18 protein-coding genes and 1 pseudogene are annotated in these 23,889 nt (G+C 70.1%); 6 read left to right on the top strand and 13 right to left on the bottom strand.

Annotated features, from left to right (window positions below):
• Positions 1-41: 41 nt before the first annotated feature.
• From AV521_RS03320 to AV521_RS03330, 3 genes are all read right to left on the bottom strand, one after another.
• Positions 42-2,945, bottom strand: a complete 2,904-nt coding sequence (locus tag AV521_RS03320; RefSeq protein WP_079249091.1) for a lectin — start codon at positions 2,943-2,945, stop codon at positions 42-44.
• Positions 2,946-3,188: 243 nt separating this feature from the next.
• Complete coding sequence (locus tag AV521_RS03325) at positions 3,189-4,559, bottom strand: HAMP domain-containing sensor histidine kinase (RefSeq protein WP_256725406.1); 1,371 nt, start codon at positions 4,557-4,559, stop codon at positions 3,189-3,191.
• A 128-nt stretch (positions 4,560-4,687) separates the two neighbouring features.
• A complete protein-coding gene (locus AV521_RS03330; protein WP_076082968.1) occupies positions 4,688-5,407 on the bottom strand; it encodes a response regulator transcription factor in 720 nt (239 codons plus the stop codon).
• Between the two features lie 64 nt (positions 5,408-5,471).
• Here AV521_RS03330 and AV521_RS03335 point away from each other — a divergent pair, with 64 nt between their 5' ends.
• A complete protein-coding gene (locus tag AV521_RS03335; protein ID WP_076082971.1) occupies positions 5,472-6,638 on the top strand; it encodes a glycosyltransferase in 1,167 nt (388 codons plus the stop codon).
• A 74-nt stretch (positions 6,639-6,712) separates the two neighbouring features.
• Positions 6,713-7,711, top strand: a complete 999-nt coding sequence (locus AV521_RS03340) for an SDR family NAD(P)-dependent oxidoreductase (RefSeq protein ID WP_076083542.1) — start codon at positions 6,713-6,715, stop codon at positions 7,709-7,711.
• Positions 7,712-7,735: 24 nt separating this feature from the next.
• Here the strand turns inward: AV521_RS03340 and AV521_RS03345 are convergent, their stop codons facing one another.
• The 4 genes and pseudogenes from AV521_RS03345 to AV521_RS52215 all read right to left on the bottom strand — a co-directional run.
• Positions 7,736-9,382 (bottom strand): APC family permease, encoded by a 1,647-nt coding sequence (locus tag AV521_RS03345; RefSeq protein WP_076082974.1) that lies wholly within the window; start codon positions 9,380-9,382, stop codon positions 7,736-7,738.
• 104 nt (positions 9,383-9,486) lie between these two features.
• Positions 9,487-10,449 carry a serine protease gene (locus AV521_RS03350; RefSeq protein WP_107480786.1) on the bottom strand — a complete coding sequence of 321 codons (963 nt, stop codon included), beginning with the start codon at positions 10,447-10,449 and terminating at the stop codon, positions 9,487-9,489.
• A gap of 155 nt (positions 10,450-10,604) precedes the next feature.
• Complete coding sequence (locus AV521_RS03355) at positions 10,605-10,748, bottom strand: hypothetical protein (RefSeq protein ID WP_305965138.1); 144 nt, start codon at positions 10,746-10,748, stop codon at positions 10,605-10,607.
• Positions 10,748-10,807: pseudogene (locus AV521_RS52215) on the bottom strand (hypothetical protein); the annotation flags it as partial. The pseudogene AV521_RS52215 and the gene AV521_RS03355, both read right to left, overlap by 1 nt.
• Positions 10,808-11,500: 693 nt before the next feature.
• Between AV521_RS52215 and AV521_RS03360 the strand changes: the two are divergent.
• Positions 11,501-11,719, top strand: a complete 219-nt coding sequence (locus AV521_RS03360; protein ID WP_076082980.1) for a hypothetical protein — start codon at positions 11,501-11,503, stop codon at positions 11,717-11,719.
• Between the two features lie 51 nt (positions 11,720-11,770).
• On the opposite strand, the gene AV521_RS03365 is transcribed toward AV521_RS03360, so the two are convergent.
• Both AV521_RS03365 and AV521_RS03370 read right to left on the bottom strand, forming a co-directional pair.
• Entirely contained in the window at positions 11,771-13,063 is a 1,293-nt protein-coding gene (locus AV521_RS03365) for a Tat pathway signal protein (RefSeq protein WP_076082983.1), read from the bottom strand.
• A gap of 176 nt (positions 13,064-13,239) precedes the next feature.
• Positions 13,240-15,234, bottom strand: a complete 1,995-nt coding sequence (locus tag AV521_RS03370; protein WP_256725408.1) for a glycoside hydrolase — start codon at positions 15,232-15,234, stop codon at positions 13,240-13,242.
• 226 nt (positions 15,235-15,460) lie between these two features.
• Here AV521_RS03370 and AV521_RS49050 point away from each other — a divergent pair, with 226 nt between their 5' ends.
• Complete coding sequence (locus tag AV521_RS49050; RefSeq protein WP_179022736.1) at positions 15,461-15,631, top strand: hypothetical protein; 171 nt, start codon at positions 15,461-15,463, stop codon at positions 15,629-15,631.
• A 70-nt stretch (positions 15,632-15,701) separates the two neighbouring features.
• Here AV521_RS49050 and AV521_RS03380 read toward each other — a convergent pair whose 3' ends face one another.
• Positions 15,702-16,613 carry a LysR family transcriptional regulator gene (locus AV521_RS03380; protein ID WP_076082991.1) on the bottom strand — a complete coding sequence of 304 codons (912 nt, stop codon included), beginning with the start codon at positions 16,611-16,613 and terminating at the stop codon, positions 15,702-15,704.
• A gap of 95 nt (positions 16,614-16,708) precedes the next feature.
• On the opposite strand from AV521_RS03380, the gene AV521_RS03385 reads away from it, so the two are divergent.
• Positions 16,709-17,110: a RidA family protein gene (locus tag AV521_RS03385; protein ID WP_076082993.1), complete on the top strand. Its 402-nt coding sequence runs from the start codon at positions 16,709-16,711 to the stop codon at positions 17,108-17,110.
• Between the two features lie 23 nt (positions 17,111-17,133).
• Here AV521_RS03385 and AV521_RS03390 read toward each other — a convergent pair whose 3' ends face one another.
• From AV521_RS03390 to AV521_RS03400, 3 genes are all read right to left on the bottom strand, one after another.
• Entirely contained in the window at positions 17,134-17,685 is a 552-nt protein-coding gene (locus tag AV521_RS03390; protein WP_179022794.1) for a universal stress protein, read from the bottom strand.
• Positions 17,686-18,000: 315 nt separating this feature from the next.
• On the bottom strand, positions 18,001-18,645 hold the full coding sequence (locus tag AV521_RS03395) for a hypothetical protein (RefSeq protein ID WP_076082997.1): 645 nt from the start codon (positions 18,643-18,645) through the stop codon (positions 18,001-18,003).
• A 278-nt stretch (positions 18,646-18,923) separates the two neighbouring features.
• Complete coding sequence (locus AV521_RS03400) at positions 18,924-21,410, bottom strand: HAD-IA family hydrolase (protein WP_076082999.1); 2,487 nt, start codon at positions 21,408-21,410, stop codon at positions 18,924-18,926.
• Positions 21,411-22,216: 806 nt separating this feature from the next.
• Between AV521_RS03400 and AV521_RS03405 the strand changes: the two genes are divergently transcribed.
• Positions 22,217-23,731, top strand: a complete 1,515-nt coding sequence (locus AV521_RS03405; protein WP_076083001.1) for a serine/threonine-protein kinase — start codon at positions 22,217-22,219, stop codon at positions 23,729-23,731.
• Positions 23,732-23,889: the final 158 nt, after the last annotated feature.

Raw genomic sequence — 23,889 nt, forward strand, 5'->3', positions numbered from 1 at the left:
GTACCCCGGTCATTGCTCCACTCAGCGGCATGTTCCGCCGGTCAGCGCCGCCCCGGCGCCGAGGCCGCGCCGGCGAAGCCGATCGCGAAGACATGCAGGCCTCCGGACGCGACGTCGGACGGCAGACGCACGCTGCTGACCGTCTTGCCCGGACTCAGCGCCACGGGCGTCGTGGCGAACACATACGTGGTGGTGCTGTCGGTCGCGGTGCCCGCGTGATTGCGGTACGGCATGGTCAGCGCGACGGTGTTGTCGGCGCGCGGTGAGGCGGCACCCGCGCTCAGCGTCCAGTCGGACAGACCCAGCGGGACCGACTGGGTCGTACCGTCCGTGTAGGTGACGGTCGCGGTGCCGGAGACCGGGCCGTTGTTGGCGGCACCCAGGAAGGAGATGCTGCCGGAGCCGGAGGCCGGTACCGTCTGCCCGTTCGCCTCGTAGTTGTCCCGTGCTCCGGGCGCCACGTCCGGCCAGGTGAACGCCACCCCGCCCACGGTGACCTCGGCCCCGGGGGTGACACCCGCGGCAGCCAGGGCGTGTGTGGAGTAGCTGAAGCCCGCGCCGTCGAAGTCGGCCGAGGCCGCGGCGGTGTCGCCGGACGTGCCGACGTCGCTGTAGGCGGGCGCGCCCGGGTAGGAGGGCGGGGCGGCGGAGGGTGCCGACGCCCAGGACGTGTTCGGCGTGGTGCCGAGGACGTAGGTCAGGGTGCCACCGCCGGTCAGGGCGCCCTCGGGAGCGCGGGCCGCGTTCCATGCGGCGCCGTTCCAGGTGGCCGACTGGACGTACGGAGTGTTGTCCGCGGCACCTGTGCCGTTGATCGTGAGGGTGTGGCCGGACGGCAGCGTGATCACCGTCTGAGGGAAGAGCGGGCTGCCCAGCGCCAGGTCGGCGGTGCCGGGGGTCTCGGGATACATGCCGAGGGCGGACCACACGTACCACGAGCTCATCTCGCCCAGGTCGTCGTTGCCGGCCAGCCCGGAGGGACTGTCGGTCCAGATCTGGTCCTGGACCTGCCGGACGACCTTCTGTGTCTCGTACGGGCGGCCGATGTAGTCGTACTCCCAGGGGATGTTGAGACTGGGCTCATTGCCCAGATTGGTGTAGCCGCCGGCGCCGGTCAGCGAGGACAGGTCCGTGTCCAGGTACTTGGCCATGGCCGCGTCGCCGCCCATGGCGGTGGCCAGGCCGTGCAGGTTGAACGGCACCATCGGCGTGTACTGCCAGGAGTCGCCCTCGACGAAGTTCCTGCCCGAGGTGGGGGAGAACCCGCCTGTCCACGTGCCGGAGGTGTCGCGCGGCTGGATGAATCCGCTGCCGTGGTTGAAGAGGTTCTGCCAGTCCTGCGCCCGGTCCGCGAACCGGTGCTGATCGGCGGTGTGGCCGAGGGCGCCGGCGAAGGCGGAGATCGCGAAGTCCGCCGAGTTGTACTCGAGCGTGGTGGAGGCCGGGCCGTAGAAGTTGCAGCAGCCGTACTTGCCGTTGCTGGGCAGCCGGCCCAGCTGCTCCAGGTAGGCGAGCCCCGGCCGGTTGTTGTTGGGGACGGTGGCCTCCGCGATCATGCCCTTGAGGGCGGTCGCGGTGTCGAAGTTCCGGGCCCCGAAGGCGTGGTAGTCGGCGATGATCTCGTCCGCCGGATCGCCCACCATGACATAGGTCTCGCCGTTGTTCTCCGACCACTTCGGGAACAGTCCCGTCTGGCGGTAGTCGTCGACCATCGACTGCGCGGTGTCGGAGGCGACCTTCGGTGCGACGAGGCCTTCGAGCTGGGCCTGCGAGCGGTAGATGTCCCAGCCCGAGTAGTTGGCGTAGGCGGCGCCATGGCCCTTGTCGACGGTGTGGGTCTTGCCGTCGAAGCCCGGATAGCGGCCGTTGGTGTCACTGATCACGTTCGGATGCAGCAGCGCGTGATACAGCGCCGTGTAGAAGACGGTCTGCCGGTCGGGCGTCCCGCCGGCGATCCGCACCCGGCCGAGGAGGGACTTCCAGGCGTCGTGCGCCGCGCCACGCACCTTGGCCAGGTTCCAACCGGGGTTCTCCGCCTGCCGGTTGCCCACGGCGTCGGCGGCCGAGACGTAGGAGATGCCGACCTTGGCCTGGACGGCCCGATGGGTGGCGGTGTCGAAGGTGACGTAGCCGTCGGTGCCGCTCGCCCGGGGAGCGAAGGAGCGCGGGGTACCGGGCACATCACCGTGCAGCACCGGCTTGTTCGGTGCCTCGGGGGCGTCGGGGGAGGCGTGGGTCCTGGGTGTGGAGGGCGTGGTGGCGGCCACCGCGGTACCGCTGTGGCGGAACGGCTGATCGAACACCATGTCGTAGTAGACGGTGTAGGAGTTGCCCTCGCCACAGAAGTTGCCGCTGGTGACCTTGCCTCTGAGCTCTCTGTCGTTCACCACGTGGAACTCGGCGGCGGTGTCCCCGTTCGCGCTGGCCGTCAGCTTGAACAGGAGGTTCGCCTGGCTGGTGGACGGGAAGGTGAAGCGCGCCATGCCGCTGCGGGTCGTGGCGGTCAGCTCCGTCCTGACGCCGTTGTCCAGCGAGACGGTGTACGAGCCGGGTGTGGCCGACTCGTGGGCGTGCGAGAAGCTGTCCGTCGCGGCCGGGTCGACGGCGCCGACCGTCGGCAGCACCGGAATGTCGCCGGCGGCTCTGCAGCCCGGTCCCGCGATGTGCGTCAGGCCGAAACCGGTGATGGCCGAGTCCTTGTACTCGTAGCCACCGCCGTCCGGCCGGTGGGGGCTGGTGTCGGGACTCCACTGGACCATCCCGAACGGGGTGTCGGCCCCGGGGAAGTCGTCGGCGGCGTTCGAGGTCCCGATGAACGGATCGACGAGAGAGGCCGGATCGGAGACCGGCGCCAGCGAGACGGGATCGGCGTGGACGGGAACGGAGGCGGCGCCCACAGCCAGGGTGCCCGCGGCCAGCACGGACAGAAGTCGGAACGGCACCATCGTGACCAGGTCCCTTCGATGTCCTTCAGACAACGTTGTCCCGAAAGCTGGACCCATTGGCCCCCGCTGTCAAGAAGGCGCGGTACAGAAACAGCCGATCGCCTGACACAACGTCATATCCGGTACACGGTCAAGACCTTGGTTCGGACACAAAGTCGGGGTGCACGGGGGCGCTTATCCCGGCCGGGGTTCGCCCACCGGTACACCGGAGCCGTCTCGGGCGCCGCTGTGGAAGGACAGATCTCAGGAACCCGAGCCTGTGTCGACGGGCAGGCTCAGCCGGAACAGGGCGCCGCCGCCCGGTGCCTGGTGGGCGGTGAGCTCGGCGTGGTGGGTGTGGGCGATCTGCCGGGCCATGGCCAGACCGAGGCCCGAGCCGGGAAGGGCACGAGCGGCTCGGGCCCGGTAGAAACGGTCGAAGACGTGGGGCAGGTCTGCCACGTCGATGCCGGGGCCGTGGTCGCGGACGGTGATCTCCACATTCGCACCGTCCGGTGACCGGCGCGCCGCCACCTCGACGCGGCCGCCTGGCGGGGAGAACTTCGCGGCGTTGTCCAGCAGATTGGAGAACAGCCGCGTCAACCGGCTCGGGACCGCCGCCGCCAGGGCGGTCGCGGCCGAGGGATCGGTGTCGAGGACGAACGGGACGTGCGGCCAGTGATCGCGGGCGGCCGCCACCGAATGCTCCAGCAGGGCGGCCGGCTGCACCGACTCCAGGGCCTGCTGCGGCTCTTCGTCGCGCGCCAGGTCGATCAGGTCGTTGACCAGCGTGGTCACCTCCCGCAGTTGCCGGCCGAGCGCGCCGGTCGCCCGCTCCCGCTGGCGTGGCGTCAGCTGGTCCGCGCGCAGCAGGATCTCGGCGTTGGCGCGCAAAGCTGTCAGCGGGGTGCGCAGCTCGTGCGAGGCGTCGGCGACCAGCCGCCGTTGCGCGGCGAGTGACTCCTCCAGGGCGTCGAGCATGGTGTTGAAGGTGACGGCGAGTCGGGTGATCTCGTCCTCGCTGCCCCGGGGCTCCGCGGGCAGCTCGATACGGAGCCCGGCGTCCCGCGTCGCGGTGATGCGTTCCGCGGTCGACGTCAGCCGGGTCACGGGAGCCAGGCCCGAGCGAGACACCCAGTAGCCCAGCAGCGCCGCGACCGGTACGCCCGCCCCGCCGATCACGGCCAGCAGCCCGGCTGCCTGCCGCTCGGCCCGCTGTACCCCGTCCGAGCGGAGCGCCACCTGCATGGCCAGCCCCTGATGGGCCGGCGTGGTCAGCACCCGCACCGGATGGCCGGCCACCGAGGCCGTGCTGTAGTACGGCGCCCGCCGGCGGCCGGCGACCTCGCGGACCGCGTCTGTGATGGGCAGCAGATAGGGCTGGCGCGGGTCGTCCGCGCCGGATTCGGGCACCAGTTGGGCGCAGGCGGGTGCGGCCAGATACCGGCACTCGCCGGCCTGCACACCCGGACCGTGCTGCTGGTGCTGCTGGACGGCGAGGGTGGCCGCCTGCGTCAGCTGCAGGTCGAACTGCCGCTGCAGGGTGTACACGGTGACGGCGTACGCGCCCGCGCACACCGCAAGCGCCACGCCCGCCACCGCGGCCGACGCGGTCAGCGCGAGCCGGCGGCGCAACGGAGGACGCCGGTGCCGGCGCGGCCGGGGCACCGCTCGTCCCACCGACAGCCGACGCCGGGCCGCTGCTCGTCCAACTCCTGGCCGATGCCAAGGCACTGCTCGTCCGGTCGACGACCGACGCCGGGTCACCGCTCGTCCAGCCGGTAGCCGACGCCGTGCACCGTGTGGACGAGCCGCGAGCCGCCGCCGGCCTCCAGCTTCCGGCGCAGATACCCGATGTACACGGCCAGGGAGTTGGAGTCAGGGCCGAGGTCGCGGCCCCACACCCAGCGCATGATGGTCTCCCGTTCCAGTACCTGCCCGGGGTGGCGCAGCAGCAGATCCAGCAGGCTCCACTCGGTGCGGGTGAACTCCAGCCGCCGCCCGCCCCGCTGCGCCGTGCGGGTCTGCGGATCCACGACCAGATCGGCGAAGCGCAGCTGCGCGGACGCGGCCGGTTCGCCGGAGCCGGCGCGGCGCAGCAGGGCGCGCAGCCGGGCCGCCAGCTCGTCCAGCGCGAACGGCTTGACCAGGTAGTCGTCCGCTCCCGCGTCCAGTCCGTCCACCCGGTCGCTGACCGCGTCGAGCGCGGTCAGCACCAGGACCGGCGTGCGGTCGCCCAGGGCCCGCAACTGCCGGCACACCGCGAGCCCGTCCACCACCGGCATCATCACGTCCAGCACCAGCGCGTCCGGCTCCCAGTCCGCCACGGCCGCCAGGGCCGCGTGTCCGTCCGCCGCGCCCCGGACGGTGAAGCCCTCCAGGGCCAGCCCGTCCTCAAGGGCGGCGCGTACCTCGGGATCGTCGTCCACGACCAGCACGCGTGCGGCACCGGCGGGGGCTAGGTCCTGACCTGCGTCATTCATGGGCCCCAGCCTGCCAAACGACGCTCTTAAAGACCTCTTAGAACGGACCGGGACCGTGCCGGGCATGGACATTTCCCTCTCCGTCGTGATCGGTGCCGGGGGCACCGGCGGCCATATCTATCCCGGGCTGGCGCTCGCCGACGCGCTCCGCCGCCGGGTGCCCGACGCGGTGATCTCGTTCGTCGGCACCGAGCGCGGCCTGGAGACCCGGCTCATCCCAGGCGCCGGCTACCGCCTGCACACGGTCGACATGATCCCCTACGACCGCTCCCTCGGCGCCCGGCGTTTCACCCTGCCCGCCGCCCTGCTGAAGTCCGCCGGCCAGTGCCGGACGATCCTGCGCGACCAGCGCGCGCATATCGCCGTCGGCATGGGCGGCTACCCGAGCGCCCCCGTCATCCTCGGCGCCCGCCTCGCCGGGCTGCCCAGCCTCATCCACGAGTCCAACGCCGTGCCCGGCCGGGCGAACGCCTTCGCGGCCCGGCTCACCCCGCATGTCGCGCTCGCCTTCGAGGCGGGCGGCGCCCAGCTGCCCGCGTCCTGCCGGCCCGAGCTCGTCGGCATGCCGCTGTCCGGGCCGCTCGCCGCCCTCGACCGCGACGCCGAGCGCGCGCATGCCCGCCGGGCGCTGGGCATCCCGCCGCACACCCGGCTGCTGCTCGTCAACGGCGGCAGCCTGGGTGCGGCCCGGCTCACCGAGGCGGCCCTGGGCATCGCCGAACGCTGGCGGGACCGCACCGACGTACGCGTCCTGATCAAGACCGGTCCGACGGGTCTGGACGCGGCCCGTGCCCGGCTCACCGCCACCGGCGCCGACCGTGTCGCCGACGCGGTGGCCTACCTGGACCGCATCGACCTCACCTATGCGGCCGCCGACCTGGTGGTGTGCCGCGCGGGCTCGGCGACCGTCGCCGAGCTGGCCACCATCGGGCTGCCCGCCGTACTGGTGCCGTATCCGCATGCCCCGGGCGACCACCAGACGCACAACGCCCGCGCCCTCACCGGGATCGGGGCGGGGGTCCTGCTGCGCGACGAGGACACCACCGCCGGGTCTCTCGAAGCCGTGGCCGGCTCCCTGCTCGACGACCCGGTCCGGCTGCACGCGATGTCCAGGGCCGCCGCGACGGCGGGCGTCGGCACGCACCACCGCACGGCCGCGGACCGGCTGGCCGCCAAGGTGCTCCAACTGGCCGGACACCCCCTGCCCACGCCCCTGTCCGCGGCGCTGTGACCGTCACCGCGACCAGCTCACCCACCTCTGACCAACACCGGGAACTGCTCACCTCCTTCGAGAAAGGCACCACCATGCGCGCATCCGGCTTCTTCCAGGGCCGTACCGTCCTTGTCACCGGAGCCGAGGGGTTCATCGGCTCCACGCTCGTGGACCTCCTCGTCCAGCAGGGCGCCACGGTTCGCGCCCTGGTCCACTACAAGCCCTATGCGGAGAAGGGAAACCTCGCCCACCTCCTGGACCACCCCCGGGTGGATGTGATCGCGGGTGACGTGCGCGATCCGGGCCGGGTGATGGACGCGGTGGCCGGCTGCGACACCGTCTTCCACCTCGCCGCCCTCATCGGCATCCCCTACAGCTACGACTCACCGGGCGCCTACGTCGCCGTCAACGTCACCGGCACCGAGAACATCGCCGAGGCCTGCCGCCGTCATCACGTCCGCCGACTCGTGCACACCTCCACCAGCGAGGTCTACGGCACCGCCCTGACCGTGCCGATCGACGAGGACCATCCGCTCCAGCCGCAGTCGCCGTACTCCGCGTCGAAGATCGGCGCCGACATGATGGCGCTCTCCCACCACCACGCCTTCGAACTGCCCGTGACGGTCGTCCGCCCCTTCAACACCTACGGCCCCCGCCAGTCCGCCCGCGCCGTGATACCCACCATCCTCGCCCAACTGCACTCCGGCGCCCGCGAGATACGCCTCGGCTCGCTGACCCCGACCCGTGACTTCACCTACGTCACCGACACCGCCCGGGGTTTCCTCGCCGTGGCCCAGTGCGACCGCGCGCTCGGCGAGGTCGTCAATCTCGGCACCGGCGAGGAGATCGCCATCGGCGACCTGGCCCACAAGCTGATCGCCGTCTCGGGACGGGACGCGGACATCGTCGTCGACGAGGCCCGGCTGCGCCCGGCCGGCAGCGAGGTGCACCGACTGCTGTCGGACAACTCCCGCGCCCGTACCTGGGCGTCCTGGAAGCCCGAGGTCTCCCTGGACGAAGGCCTGCGCCATACCTCGGACTGGATCCGCGCCAACCTCCACCTGTTCGCGCCCGGTCGCTACGCCGTCTGAGCCGCTGCGCCGTCCGACCGGGCGTCAGTGGATGTCCCCCTCCTCCGGAACGACGACCTGGTCGATCAGATACTGGATCCGTTCGGTGGGCAGGGCGACCGCCATGGCCCAGTAGTAGATGACGAGGCTGAAGGCGGCCACGACCCCGATGTCCCACCACAGCGGGAACCAGGGGTGCTTGAGCGGCCCGAAGTCGCTGAGGTAGACGATGAGTCCCATGCCCACCAGGTAGACCGGCAGCCACTGGGCGGCCCGCAGGTCTAGCTGGGGGGTGATGGGGTTCATCTTGAACAACCGGTTGGCGACCAGGATGACGTAGCCGATCAGGATCGCGACGCCCAGCTTCCAGTCGGTGGTCCAACCCGACCACAGGATCAGCAGGTTGGCGACGATGAAGGCGAGCGGCGACAGCCAGCCGCCGCCGGGCAGCCGGTAGGGGCGGTGGGCGTCGGGCAGCCGATTGCGGAACACCCCGAAGGACAGCGGCGCGCCCGCGTACATCAGCACGCTGGCGCTGGTGATCAGGCCGACGAGGGAACGCCAGCTGGGGAACGGCAGGAAGCAGACGCAGCCGATGACGAAGGCGGTGATCAGACCGACCCAGGGCACCCCGCGCCGGTTGGTGGCCTCGAACGCGGACGGCACATAGCCGTTGCGGCTCAGGCCGTAGGAGACCCGCGAGGAGCCGGTGATGTAGATGAGGCCGGTGCCGGCGGGGGAGATCACGGCATCGAGATAGAGGACCGTGGCCAGCCAGCCAAGGCTGATGAGCGTGGCGACCTGGGCGAAGGGCCCGCTCAGCGTGGTGAACGCGGAGTTCGCCCAATGGCTGCCGATCTGGGAGGCGGGCAGCGCGGCGAGGAAGGCGACCTGCAGCAGGATGTAGATCAGGATGCCGAGGATGATCGACCCGATGACCGCGCGCGGGATGTCCCGCTTGGGGTTGGCGCTCTCGCCGGCGAGCTGGTCCGCCTGCTCGAAGCCCAGCAGCGCGAAGATGATGCCGCTGGTGGAGACGGCGGACAAAATGCCCTTGGCTCCGTACGGGTCGAATCCGTCGGCCGCCGTGAAGTTGCTGCTGTGGAACTGGGCGATGGCGAACACGAAGATCGTCAGCAGTGGAACGCCGACCTTCCACCAGGTCGCGGCGCTGTTGGTGCGGGCCAGCAGCCGGATGCTGAGGAAGTTGATGGCCGTGATGACGGCCATCAGCCCTACGGCGACGGCGATACCGGGCGGAGTCAGGATGTGCTCGCCGCCCTTGACCTTCTCCCAGCCGCTCGCCCAGGAGTAGTGCTGGCCGTACGTGATCATCGCCAGCACCTCGATGGGCGCCACCGTGGCCGCCTGCAGCCAGGAGAACCAGCCGAACGACGCTCCGGCAGCGCCACCGAAGGCGTAGTGCGGGAAGCGCGCGGTGCCGCCCGAGACCGGATACATGCCACCGAGTTCGGCGTGCACCAGCGCCAGGATGAGGATGGCGATGCCGCCGACGGCCCAGGAGATGATCGCCGCCGGCCCCGCGGCGGCCAGGGCGCCCTGTGCGCCGAACAGCCAGCCGGATCCGATGATCGATCCTTCCGAGGCCCAGATGAGTCCGATGAAGCCGATCTCACGCCGAAGCCCGGGCCTGTGGGTCTTCGGACCTGGTGCAGCCTCTGACACGGCCATAGCCGACACCCCTTCAGTAGGGTGATGTGCATCACTATCGTGCCACGGTGACGCGGTCATGGCACCGGACGTGCAGGCATCGGTTCCGGGGTGGCTGCGCTCGCCTACGAGACGGCGGTCAGAGACGGCCCGGCCGGCGGGGCGCCCGTGACCGCCGCGCGATAGAGGGCCTGGGTGGCGCTGCCGAAGTAGGCGCTGTAGGAGACCTGCGGGGTGTTGCCGCCGGTGTGGTAGCCGCCGATGACCCCGACGACCGCCCATCCGCCCGGCCAGGGTACAAGCATGGGGCCGCCGCTGGTTCCGCCCACGAAGGCGTCGCAGGCGATGCGCGGGAACGTACCCGGGTCGGCCAGGTCGTCACTGTCCCACCGGGTGGTCCAGCTCCAGCACTCCAGAGGCTTCTCCGCCCCCGCCGGATAGCCGATCATCCGTACCGGAATGTGGTAGTAACCCGTCCCGGTGAGCAGCCGCACTCCACCGACGGCGTCCTCCAAGAGCGTTCCGTCCTCATTGGGCTCGGTGACCGCGAACGCGAAGTCGTACGCGGCGCCCGCGTGCTCACCCAGGTCGTAGTACTGCTGCGAGACATAGACGCCGTCGGTCGCCACCGGAAAGATGCCGAACGGTTTGAGGGTGTCGTGGTACTGCGGGACGAAGGCCAGATGGCGCTTGGGCGAGGTGCCTGCGTAGCCCTTCAAGCAGTGCCCGGCGCTCAGCACCAGGTCGCGGCCGGGGCTGTGCACGACGGAGCCGCTGCAGGTGCGGCCGGTGCCGGTGGCGTCCGTCCAGAAGAAGGTGCCGGCCTGGGGGATGCCGTCGAAGCTCCGGCTCGGCGGGATGTACTCGCCCGGCTGCGGTCCGTCCACCGCGGGGGACGCGGGCGTGCCGGTCTCGGTGCCTTTGCGGGTGTCGGCGGGCAGCGCGGCCGCCATACGGGCCGGGGTCCAGTAGGCGTTGAGCCGGCCGGCGAGCGGGTTCGGGTTGGCCTTGCCGCTGTCGGCGGATGCCGCGGTGGTCAGGCCGGCACAGAGCAGAAGGGCTGCCGCGCAGACGGCGGCGTATCTCACGATCCTGGTCCTGGGCTCCATCGGTCCCCCTCAGAACGGACGCAAGTGACGGCCCACCATAAGCCGACGACCGCGACCAGCACAGCGCACGCGCCCGTGTCGGGTCCACGGCCAACCGGCAAACTCCCGCCTACATCTGAAGGTATGACGTCACGTCAGAACATCGGGCGCAGTGGGGGTACGGCCCACACCTCGTCGGCGTGCGAGAGGTCGGCCGCCTCGGCCGGCCGGAAGCCCTCGGGACAGTACTCGCGCCGGACAGCCGGGCGTGTTCGCTCGTACGCCACATGTACAGGCACCGCGGGCACCGCAGCACGTCTTGGACCCCGGGGACGGGCGAGATGTGGACGCGTCCGATCTCTCCGTGCGCCCGGCACGGGCAGAGAGAGACAGGGCGATGTCATGCATCGGCACGGGCCGGAGCACGAGCCTGCGGCGCCCGTGGACCTCGATGCCGTACACGCCCAGGTTTTGCCTGCCGTTGTGCCCGGGGTCGACGGGGTCCTCGGAGACGACCGCGGCCTTGTCGACGTAGAAGGGTGTTCTGCGCCCACAGCGGATCCTCACGCGACTCGGGCTCGACCGGGAACGCCTCCCAGCGCCGGACGAACTCCGCGACCTGCTCCTTTTCCCCGGTCTCCTTCGGCAGGCCGAGAGCGCGCGTGATTGGCCCACGAGCCATGGACGTTCATCGCGATACGGCGTTCGTGAAGCTCTGACATTGTCGAAGAACAGGGCTGGGCCGCGTCGCCGAGGCGGGGAGCGGCGTTCGCCGCGGCGGCGATGTCGGGCTCCGGCAGCACCTCTTGCGAGGCACGGAGCAGATGCCCTCCTTGTCGAGCACGTCGAGGAGGCCACCGCAGATCGTCGTAGCGTATGGGAGCTCCTTTCACAGCGGAACTGGGTGTGAGGGAGGTGGGGGCCTCAGCCGGTCGCTCGCAGGGCGCGGGCCGCCGGCATGCCTTCCCACCGCCGGGCCGCGGGGGCTGGCAGCCGAACCGGTCGAGCATGCATGTGACAACGTGGTGGCGATGTCGTCCACCGAGCACGGATGGCTGTAGAGCACCGGCGTAGGCTGCACCGACTGCACCCCTTGGAGGCACGGCGGCTGCTGTGCCACACCGACCTCCCGCCCAGGGCCGACGGCGCTCGCCTCGGATTCCCCGACGCCACCGTGTTCACCCGGTTCTTCCGTCGGCGCACCGGCGAGACCCGGGCCGCGTTCCGGGCACGCGCCCGGGGAACGGGCGAGGATCGATCTGAGGGGTAGCCGCCCGTACCGCCCCTACCTTCTCCTCCTCTCTTCTCGACGGCGCCGCCCTCATTTCACGAACACCATGTCCGGGTACTTGGGCGACGGCCGCTCCAACAGGTGCCCGCTGCGGCCGCGCAGCCAGTGGTCGAAGTAAGCGGCGACGTAGGCCTCGTTGGTGCGTATCGCGGTGGGCGGATCGATGGTGCCGATGTCGTCGGTCTGCTCGGAGGGCTTCAGGTGCAGCTGCGGCACAAGAGCCTCCGCGTCGGTGAACGAGGCGTGCTCCGAACCGAGCAGAGTGAGCTGACGGGTCCATCCGGGCGTGTGGGCGCGGAACGCCTGCCAGCCCGGGCCGGTGTCGGTCTTGCCGTCCTTGCCCATGAGCAGGAAGGGCCGGTCGAGGCCGTGCCGGGCGACCGGCATCAGCGAGCCGTCGATGTAGGTCAGGTTGCCGTCCATGTCGATGCCCGCGGTGATCCGGCGGTCGGCGTCCATCGCCAGCGCGGCGGTGGTGCCGCCCATGGAATGGCCGAACATGCCCACCTCGGCCAGATTCAGCGCCCTGGTCAGGCCCTCCGGCAGCGGCTGTCCGTCCGCGTCGGGATTCCGGCCGCTGTTCAGCGCCCGGAGCTGGTCCAGGACGAAGCTGGTGTCGGTGACCCGCACGGCCAGCGCCTTGCGCACGAAGGCGTCGCCGTTGCCCGAGGGCAGGGACACGGTGGCGAGGGAGCCGTTCGGGAACTGGACCTCGGGCGACTCGTAGGTGTTGTCGATGGTGACGACCGCATAGCCGCGGCTGGCCAGATCGGTCGCCAACGCCGTGCCCCAGGTGCGCGGTTCGCCCAGCCCCGGGGAATAGAGCACCACGGGAAGCCGGCCGGCGCGACTGCCGGCCACCGGGGCGCTCCGGGCTACGTGGGTCATGGTGCGGGCCCAGTCCGCGCGGCCCGCAGGGACGTGCAACGAGAGGTAGTCGTTCGCTGTGACCTTGTCGAAGTGGGTGGCCGCCGCGGGCAGCATGTACGGGGCCCTCGGACGGCCGGCTCTGTGCGTCGCGGGGTAGTACACGCTGACCATCAGCTCGCGTCGCCCCTGCCCGGGATGCCATGGGTCCGGCCGTGCGTGGTCCCTTAGATGCAACTCCACCTCTCCGACCCGGTATCGGCCGGTCGGCGCCGGAAGGGAGAGGGGGCGAGCGGACGACGGGGGCGAACCGGTGGGGGCGTCGCGGGTGGCAACGGTGGCCGCGCCAGCAGGGAGAGCGGCGGTCAGTGTGCAGAGTGCGGCGACGGCGCAGGCGGCGAGGGCTCGTCGCCGCCTGGTGCCCCTGCCGCGGTCGCGGTGGAGAGAATTCGTCATGGATCAAGGCTGACGGCTCGTCGGCTCTCCGCACATCCGGGCAAGGCCCCGATATTGTCCCTGAGGTTATCCGTAGGGGCCTGCTCGGCGCCGGGTGCTGCTGACCGGCGGTGAGGCCGGCCGGCAGCTGACGCGGCCGGCCGGCGCCGGCGCCGGCGCCGAGAGCCGGACGCGCTTTACAGCCCGGTGGGGCACAGCCGCTGCCTGGCACCGTCCTTGATCACCGCGTCGACACACCCGGCGGGCAGTCCGTCGTGGGAGGTGGTGGAGAAGTTGGCCGTCACGGTCAGCACACCCTCGCCGAACGTGGTCCGCTGGACGAGATGGTCGTCCGTCAACCAGCGGAAGTCGGTCATCGGCTGCGTGGCCGCCGCCTTGTGCAGTGGCTCGAAGTAGCGCTGTACCTGAGCGATCTGCTTGCCGTGCCGGTCCAGCTCGTCCTGGTCGAGGACCAGGTTGAGGGGCACGTTGTACAGCATCGCGAGAAGGGCGCGGGTACGGCTCTGGTCCGGCAGCTTCGACCAGGACAGCTCCCAGCGTTCGGTGCTGATCACCGAGTCGTGCAGGACCGTCTGATAGAGCGGCACCCGGTACCGCGGGTCGTACATCGCTTTCGCGAGGTCGGCCGGGAGCCGGACGGGCTTGAAGTAGACCGCCGGTGCGTTGGCGGGCCTGTAACCGCCCCATGTCTGACGGTCCTTCTCCAGCTTCCACAGCCGGTCGTCGACCGGTGTGCCCGAGCCATGACTGAAGGACAGAACGCCGTTCGCCCAGGAGCCCGCGCTCTCCGAACCGAGCACGAGGTGACGGTCGCCGGACAGCCAGGTCATCCGCACGAGCCGGTTGCGCCGGTCCTGGGCCTTGGACATCGGATGCGCCGGAGAATGATCGGTGAACAGTTCGCCCGCGGCGTCGACGTCCAGGAAGTAGCTCGTGGCGCCGTTGGCGGTCATCTTCCTGGTGCGGTCGGCCAGATAGTGCAGGGACGGCTCGGCGCGCCGGAGCGCCTCGGAGCTCACGTAGCAGCCGCGGCCGCCGAAACCGGTGACGAACGTGCCGTCCGCCCGGCGCACACAGGCGTCCTGCCACACCGGAGCCGGCCAGGCGGAGACAGGAGTGTCGGCCGACGCCGGATCCTGCGCGTTGGCCCAGGAGTCGTAGGGCCCGACGAGATAACCGGCCTGCTGGGCGAGGCGCGTCGCCTTGCGGTCCATGGGGTTGCCGTCGGCGTCGTAGCCCAGCCACATCCGGTCGATCCCCAGCTCCCGCAGGCGGCGGACGCCCTCGGCGGTACGAGCCTGGCCCCAAGTGTAGGCGTGGAATGCGCCCACCAGCTTGGCGACTTCGGGATTCCGGGCGATCCTCTGTCGCAGCGTGGTGATGCCACCGTGACCCTGCAGCCAAGCGCGGTAGTCGCGCGCCGCGGCGACGGGCGATCCGTCGGTGAGCGCGAACGTCACGGTGTAGTTCCCCGTGGCCTGCCGCGGTGCGAACTCGTGCTCGGCCTCGGTGTGCAGACGGCCGCCGGCGGAGACGAACTTGAGGGTCGTGCCGATGTCGGACTCGACGATGTAGCTCGCCCCGTGCCGTCCGGACTGACTGGTGCCCCAGAACGGCATGGTCAGGCCCTCGGCCATGTCGGCCCCGGTGCCGGCCAGGCCGGCCGAAGCGGAGTTCCACCACCGGTCGGCGACCGGAATGGACAAGCCCTCACCGCGCGGGACTTGCAGTTCCTCGGTCGTTCGGTCCGTGCCGGAGACCGGCCAGGTCAGGCTGGACTGTCGGGCCGAGCGCACGGTCACGGCCAGACGCCCTTCCTGCGCGGACGCGGTGACGTTCAGTCCCCTCTCGCCGTACCGCCAAGTGGCCTTCCCGTCGCGGATGGTGACCTTCCCCGGCGCACCCAGATCACCGGCGGCCGGTGCCGAGAGCTGCCATGTACGGCCGTCGTCCGATCGGGCCCGCACCGCCAGGGAGGTGAGGTCCACCATGGCACGGCCCCCGTCGACCGGTACGGAGAGCTGCGTCCCGTGCGCTTCGATGCGCCGGGACTCCTCCGTATCGGTACCGAACGCGGCGGCCGTACCGACCACGCCGATCATCAGGAGCGCACCGCTCACTGCGATGACCTTCGTCTGTGTCTTCGTCTTCTTGAGCTTCCTCGCCTTCACGGCCGTGGACTCTGACGAGCGAATCTAAGAGAGATGTGAGAGCCCATATGCGAGTGCTGAGAGATGAGAGCCGATCAGACCGGGCGTTGTCAGCGCCCGTTGGCATGATGTGCGCCCCCGGCCTGGTCGACGATCCGCGATTCACGACCGGCACCGCGCGCGTCGCCCACATGACGAACTGAACGCGATCGTGGCCATGTGTTTCGCCAGGTCGGACAGTACCGAGGTGAGGAAAGCGCCGGACGAGATCGGCATCGCCAACGCCGGGTCTGACGTCGAGCACTTCCGGGTCCACCCCGTGCTCGCCCCGCTGACGATCATCGGCGAGGGCACGAACGAGATCCAGCGGAATGTCATCGCGAGCCAACTGGTCAAGCGAGGAGGACTCGATGTGTGAACATCCCGCTACGGCGGCGATCGCGCCGGTGGTGCAGCCGCGAGAGCAGCTTGTGATTTCGAAATCAACATTATGGGGTGGGGTACGCCGGGTCCTGACCGAGCATCGCGAGCAGCTGGGCGACCAGGGGATTGCGGTCGTTCCTGCGCCATGCGACGGCGACCCGGGTACGAGCGCTGCCCGGATCGATCCGGCGGAAGGCGACCCCCTTGAGCCGGATGCGGCGGATGCTCTCCGGCGCCAAGGACACCCCCAGCCCGGTCTCCACCAGAGCGCACACGGTCTGCCACTCCACCGCGTGCTGCGAGATCCGGGGCGTGAACCCGGCGTCCTCGCACAGGCCGGTGATCCGGTCGTACAGCTGCGGACCGACAACCCGCGGCAGCAGGACGAACGGCTCACCGGTCAACTGTGCGAGCGGTACGGTTCGTTGGGCCGCCAGTGGGTGGGCGGTCGGCAGGACGGCCACGAACGGCTCGCTGAGTACGGTCCTGAAGTCCAGCTCGGCCTCGGCGGCCGGCGGTTCCCGCAGCAGGCCGATGTCGATCGTCCTGGCGCGCAGGGCGTCGAGCTGCGGTGCCGTCGTCATCTCGTGGATGTCGAGATACGCGTCGGGGAACCGCTTCCGGAACTCGCGCAGCAGGCCAGGCAGGACGGTCAGGGCCAGCGAGGCGGCGAAGCCGATCCGCAACCGCCCCGAACGGCCGCTGCCGGCGGCTCGTGCCGAGGCCAGCCCGTCGGCGAGTCCGTCCAGCGCCTGCCGGGCGGCCGGCAGCAGGGCGCGGCCGGCCGGGGTGAGCGTCACCCGCCCCGGTTCACGCGCGAAGAGCGGGTACCCGACCTTCTCCTCCAGCCGACGGATCTGCTGACTCAGCGGGGGCTGGGCGATGCCCAGGCGAGCGGCGGCGTGACCGAAGTGCAGCTCCTCCGCGAGCACGACGAAGGCGTGCAGCTGCGGCAGCGGGAGTTCAGGGCGGTTCATACCCCCAGAGATACCCTAGAGATATCCCGTGAGATATAGGATCATGCCGACGCGTGTATTAGACGTATCGGCACTGGTCACCTAGCGTTCCGCGCATGACAGAGCGACGTGCGATCCTCAGTGGCTCGACCTTCGAGGAGCAGATCGGTTACGCCCGTGCCGTGGTCGATGGCGACTGGGTGCATGTGTCCGGGACCACCGGGTTCGACTACGCCACCATGACGATCTCCGACGACGTGGTGGAGCAGGCCGAGCAGTGCCTGCGCAACATCGAGGCCGCGCTCACCGAGGCGAAGTGCACCTTCGCCGACGTGGTGCGGGTGCGCTATCTGCTCCCGGACCGCGCCGACTTCGAGCCCTGCTGGCCGGTGCTGCGCCGCTGTTTCGGCGAGGTCCGGCCGGCCGCGACCATGCTGCAGTGCGGCCTCGCCGACCCTCGCATGAAGATCGAGATCGAGGTGTACGCCCGCCGTAGCGCGGGTCCCGCCCCGACGTAGGCCGATCCTGCCCACGGCCCGGCTCACGGCATCAAGCCCGACGCCCGGGCCCGCCGTTCCACGAGGTCGCCGCGTCGCAGGAGCCGTGCCTCGCTTGGCAGCAGCCGAGGGCCCGCCACGACCAGGACCTCGCATTCGGCCCGGGCAGGGACATGCCGGTGCACCGGCCTGCGGTGCAGCCGGGCCGCCAGGCCGCGGGGTCTGGCCATGCCGATGACCAGCAGGTCGTCCGGGGAGGACGCGATCGCACACAGCACCGGCCCAGCGGGACCCCGGATGACCCGTCGTACGATCCGCAGGTCGGCGGGAGGCCCGCCGGCCGCCAGCTCGAAGGCCCGGTCCAGCCGCCGCCGCGCCTCGCCCGCCCACAGCCGGGCCCATGAGGGCTCGGGCCAGCGCCGGTAGAGGGCGTCGCCCTCGGGCGGCTCCCAGGCCCGGACGGCCACCAACGTGCGGCCGGCCCTGCGGGCCTCGAGGATGCCGCGGCGCAATGCGGCCAGCCCGGCGAGCGAGTCGCTCACTCCCACGACCACATCCCCGACCGGCGCGTCACCTGTCGTTCCATGTGATGCCATGCCGCCCACGCTAGAAAGGCCAATCCCACCCGGACAAAGTCCAACCGAAGGAAAGTGGCCTTGATTTCGAGGATGGCTGAGGCGCGCCTCCATCGGGCTGCTGCACAGGGCCGAGCGTCGGGTGCAGCATCGCGGGCGCAGACGGGCATCCGGATCGGCTGGCTTTCCAGGGCCGAGAGGACCGAGGCCGGCGTGTGGTCCCGACTGCACGAGACCTCCTCACCGTGCTTCACAGCGCGCAGGCAGGGGCCGGGTGCGGCGGGTTGTGATGGTGGCCGCACCCGGCGACGATGTCGGCGTTATGCCGGTTCCTGCCTAACGTGCGCCTTCCGAGGGCTGGAATGCCCCGTCGGTGCCGGCCTGGGGGTCGAACGGGCTGCCTTTGCTGCCGTCGTACTGGGGGAGGCCGTTGACTTCGGATCCAAGGACGGAGCTCGGGAGGTTGGAGCCGACCCCGGCGCCAACACCGAGACCGACTTCCTGGGCTTCGTCTATTCTCCCTTGCTGCTGGAGTGTGCTCAGGTCATTGGTGAAATTCCTGTTCGCGTCATTCATGCTGTCCGCGTTCCACAGGTCGTTCTGCTGGAGGGTGCGGAAGGCGACGTCGTGCCGCTCGCAGGCGATGCGCGCGTCACCGCCCCCGAACAGGCCGGTGGGGTCGGAGCAGCCGTCGGTGTCCCACCGGATGCCGTTGTTGTCGACGATGGGATCGTTCGACCCGGTGGGGTTGTTCGCCTGCTCCTCCTTCGCGAAGTCGTCCAGGGGTTCGTGGATGATGCGGTTGAACGCCTCGGTGTTGAGGGAGTCGGCGGGGAAGTTGACGCTGCCGGAAGAAGAACCGTCGTCCGCGTGTGCGGTGGACGCGAGCCCGAGCAGTGCGGTGATGCCGAGAGCGGCGACGGTGGCACTGGCCGAAACCCGCCGAGTTGCCCGTGTGGTGGGCGCACGATGCTTTCGCATGAATGTGTCTCCTTGGTGGACCGCCGGTCGGCACACTTGCCGGCCGACTCGCCGAAGTGGCGTAGAAACATGAGAGATCGCAGGTCAGCACCGGGACAAGGGGTGTCGTCCGGTCCTGTGGTCGATCCTGTGCGGCCGCTGTCCCAGGCCTGCGGACGTTCGTCCGGACACCTACGGATCGGCCTGCGGAAGTCCGGCGTGGGGCTCCGGCGCCCGCTCACCGCGGCCGTGTTGCAGGCGACGTCAGGCGCGTCAGGCGCGTCGGGCGGAAAGCGAGCTCAATGGCCGGCTGGAAGGGACTGTTCGGTCCAGATCGTTTTTCCGGACGTGGTGTGACGGGTGCCCCAGCGTTGCGTCAGCTGGGCGATCAGGAGCAGACCACGTCCGCCCTCGTCGTCGGCGCGAGCCCGCCGCATGTGGGGCGAGGTGCTGCTGGCGTCGGAGACCTCGCAGATGAGACTGATGTCCTTGATCAGGCGTAGCCGAACGGGCGGTTGGCCGTAGCGGATGGCGTTGGTGACGAGCTCGCTCACCACGAGTTCAGTGATGAAGGCCGCCTCGTCCAGCCCCCAGGAGGCGAGTTGGTCGGCCGCCAGTTGGCGTGCACTGGCCACGACGGCGGGGTCCGAAGGCAGGTCCCAGGTGGCGACCTGGGAGGCGTCGAGGGTCTGGGGGCGGGCAAGGAGCAGGGCGGCGTCATCGGCAGGGGTGCCGGAGAGCAGTGCCCGCAACACCCTGTCGCAGGTGTCTTTCAGGCACGATGGCGCGTTCGCCAGAGCGTCACGCAGCCGCATCAGCCCGATGTCCATGTCCCGGTCGGCGGTCTCGATGAGGCCGTTGGTGAACAGGGCGATCAGGCTGCCTTCGGGCAGTACGAGTTCGGCCGACTCGAAGGGCAGGCCGCCCAAGCCCAGTGGCGGGCCGATGGGCAGGTCGGGGAAGTCGACTGTGCCGTCCGGGTACACGATGGCGGGGGCCGGGTGCCCGGCACGGGCAAGGGTGCAGTGGCGGGAGATCGGGTCGTAGACGGCGTACAGGCACGTGGCGCCGGCGACCTCGTCCTCGGGCTCCGTGACCTCCCGGGAGAGCGGTTCCGCCTCGCGATCGAGGCGCAGGACGAGGTCGTCGAGCTGCGTGAGCAGTTCGTCGGGCGGAATGTCGATCTCGGCGAGTGTGAGGACGGCCGTGCGGAGGCGTCCCATGGTGGCCGAGGCCTGGATGCCGTGGCCGACCACGTCGCCCACGACGAGAGCGACCCTGGCACCGGACAGGGGGATGACGTCGAACCAGTCGCCGCCGATGCCTGCCTTGGAGTCGGCCGGTACGTAGCGGGAGTCCACCTCCACAGCACTCTGCCGGGGAGGCTGCCGGGGGAGCATGCTGCGCTGCAGCGCAACAGCTGTGTTGCGCTCGCGGGTGTAGCGGCGGGCGTTGTCGATGGCCAGGGAGGCTCTGGTGGTGATCTCCTCGGCGAGGAGAAGATCGTTCACGTCAAATGCCTCGGGCGTACGGTGCCGGAGGAATACGGCGAGTCCCAGGGTGGTGCCGCGGGCGCGAAGCGGCACCACGACGAGGGAGTGGATCCCGTATGCGCGGACGGTGTCGGAGCGCGAGGCGTCGTGCGCCAGCCACCGCTGGATGTCCGGTTCCTCGACCCAGTGCCATGCCGGCTCTCCCGTGGCCAGGGCGCGGCCCATGGGGGAGTCGTCGGGGTAGCGGTCCGTGTTGCCGGGGGCGACCACGGATTCGGGGCAGCCGTCCAGGACGGACTGCTGTGCGGCACGGCGGAGGACGACAGGTCGGGAGGCCGGATCGAACTCCGGCTCCGTACCGCGGAAGACGGACTCGAACAGGTCGACGCTGACGAAGTCCGCGAAGTGTTCGGTGGCCAGGTCTGCGAGTTCCTGAGCAGTCCGTGTCACGTCGAGCGTGCTGCCGATGCGGACACTGGCCGCGTTCACGATGGACAGCCGTTGTCTGCTCCGGTACTGCCCCGTGATGTCGACGGCGGCCGTCGACATGCCCCGCACGCGTGTCACCGCCGGGGCCGGACTGTTCGTGAGCCGGGCCAGAGCCGTCGGCAGTCCGGTCAGTGAGGTGATCACCGCGTCGGGTTCCTTGAGCTGGCTACGCGTAGGCGCCGGCGGGGCCTCGCCGCGCAGCATCCACACGGTGCGCATGCCGAGCCGCGCTGTGGGCCGGATGTCGGTGTCCAGCCAGTTGCCGACATAGGCGGCGCGGGCAGGGGGCACTCCCATCTGCTCCAGTGCCGTGAGGAACGAGCGGGGATCCGGCTTCTCGAAGGGCTCGCCCCCGAGCAGAATCGCGTCGAAGATCTCCTCCAGGCCGTCACGGCGCAGTGCCTCCCGCACCTGTGGCGGGGACAGGGAGACGATGCCGAGCCGGTACTGGTGCACCAGCGCGTGCAGGGTGGGCCTGACGTCCGTGTAGAGGGCCTCGACCGGGTACTCCCAGTGCTGAACGATGTGCCGGTGCAGCAGCGCCGCGTCCCTGCCGGGGACGAATCGTCGGGCGAACGCGGTGTGCAGCAATCGGCTGCCGCCTTCGCGTTCGGCCTCGTACAGCCCCCAGAATTCGGACTCCTCGACACCTCCGGCCAGTTCCATGACCGCCTGGTGCAGTGCCTGAACGTAGCGCGCGTCGTCGTAGATCGTCCCACCGATGTCGAACAGAACCGCGTCGATGCGCTCGGCCGGACGCTCCTGCCTGGACAGGGAACGACCTGTGTGCCTGGCCTCGTTCACGGTTCCCCCCTGGTTCGGAGGACATGGATCAGTCCGACATATCATCATTACCGTGGGAACAAGACATGTCGCATTTCGTGAAGCCTCTCAGGGCAGCCACTGTTCGGGTGACGGGGGACGCGAGGCCATCGGGACCGGGGCGGCTCCGCAGGTATTTCAGCCGGCCTCCGCAGCACGACCGTCCCGGTGCACCAGAGAAACCGCAGCATCGCGTGAGAGCCCTTGTCCGGGGATGACCTGCGGGTTCGAATCTGGGCGACGCCGATTTCGGCCAGGGAGCGATCGACGGTCCCTGAGGGAAGTCCCCCTGCGGGCCTCTCACCCCGACCAAGGAGGATCTCATGCGGCTCACCATGCGCCCCCGCCGCGAACGTCCTCATCCGCCGCGCCATCGGCTCGCCGGAAGCCTGTCCGTCATAGCCATGGCGGGCTTCGCCGTGACCGTGCCGACGGTGCCCATGCCGACGGCGACTGCGGCGTCTTCGAGGGATGTACCCCGAAGCCACCCACGACCTGCGAGATGGCGGACAACGCCATGGCGAGCCCTGACGCCTTCGTCGGAGAGGCGCTCGGCGCTCGTCGTGGAGGAGGCGCACTGCCCCGGCAGACTGTCGCAAGTGTTCTCATGAGGCTCCGAAACGGCTACAGCACGCGCTGTCGCCGGCGGAGCCCGACAGCCACATCCGTGGCAGACGCGCAGCCGGCGAGAAGGAGCAGCGGTCCTGGTCATTCGGCCAAATGGGTTATCGTGCCTCGTCGACCTCTCCCCATTCGCGAATGGGAAGGACAGCTAGCAAGGAGACACGGTGTCCGATCTTGGGCGGCTCGTCGCCGGCCGGTACCTGCTGGTGGAGCGGGTGGGTAGCGGCGGCATGGGCACCGTGTGGCGTGCCGAGGACAAGCTGCTCGGCCGCCACGTGGCCGTCAAGAAGCTACGCATCCCGCCCCATCTGCACGACGACGAGGTCCAGACCCTTCACGAGCGCACTCGCCGTGAGGCCCGCAGCGCCGCCCGGATCGCGCACCCCAACGTGATCGTGGTGCACGACGTCGTCGATGACGAGGGCCTGCCGTGCATCGTCATGGAGTACATACCCTCGGTCACACTGAGTGACGTACTGAAGCAGCGGGGTGCGCTGCCACTCGGAGAAGTCACCCGGATAGGCCGAGCCATGGCCGCCGCCCTGCGCGCCGCCCACGACGCCGGGGTCCTGCACCGGGACGTCAAACCCGCCAACGTTCTGCTGGGCGACGACGGGCGGATCGTCCTCACCGACTTCGGGATCGCCATGGAGTCGGGAACGTCCTCACTGACCAAGTCCGGCGAACTGATCGGCTCCATCCGCTATCTGGCACCCGAACGCCTCAGGAGCGCGAGCACCGGACCCGGTCCCGCCAGCGACCTGTGGGCCCTGGGCGCAACGCTGTACCAGGCGGTCGAGGGGCGGCACCCGTTCCACCGTGACACCCCCATCGAGATCGCGTACGCCATCGCCACCGACTCGTACGAGCCTCTGCGCAGCGCCGGGGACCTGGCCCCGGTGATCGAGGGCCTGCTCGTCAAGGAACCGGAACGGCGCATGGACGTGGACGAGGTCGAGCGCCGCCTGGGCGATGTGACCGGGACACGAACTGCTCCCGTCGATGTCCCCACGCGGTCGGACGGTGCCGGCGACCTCGCGCCTCCCGGGCGAAAGGGCCGCGGCAAGCGCCGCCGTACGGCGGTGGGGGCGATCGTGGCGGTGACGGTCGCCGCCTGTGTGGCAGGCGGAGCGCTGTGGTGGCTCAAGGCCGTTGCCGATAGGCCGAGTTCGCACGCGGCCAGGGCCGGTTCCTCTGCCCCCTCTCCGAGTGCCGGCGCCTCCCTCCCGCCGCTGCCCACCGGATACCACCTCGCAACGGACAGCGGCTTCTCCGTACCCGTACAGGACGGCTGGACCAGCAAGACGCTCCCCGGTGGTGAAGTCGGCTACATAGACCCGTCCGGCTTGGTGGGTCTGCGGGTCAATGTCGTCCATTTCGCCGGTACCGACCCTCTGCAGCACTGGCGGGAGACGGAAGAGGACCAGACCCGCCGAGACAATCCCGGCTATGAACGAGTGAGGATGGCTCCGACAACCTTCCGCGGACGACCGGCCGGGTACTGGGAGTTCACGTTCGACGGCAGGGCACGGAAGTACCGGGCGGCGGAACTGGCCTTCGCCAGCGCCGACGGCACGCAGTACGTGGTCTACCTCTCCGCGCCGGACGCGCAATGGCACAAGTACCGTCCGGCGTTCGACACCGCCGTCAACGGAGTCCACCTGAGCAACAACGCCTGACCGCGATGATCGGAATGGCTGCGAAATTGCAGGCGCCGTGGATGCCGATGAATTCCCAGATTCCACGGCAGTAAAGTGCATAGAGCCCGGCGAAGGCTCTGAGAGCATCCAGCCACGGAAAATCACCTCTTCCACACCCGCCTGGAACGCGATCACCA

This window comes from Streptomyces sp. IMTB 2501, assembly GCF_001953885.1.
In the GTDB taxonomy this organism is placed as follows: Bacteria; Actinomycetota; Actinomycetes; order Streptomycetales; family Streptomycetaceae; genus Streptomyces.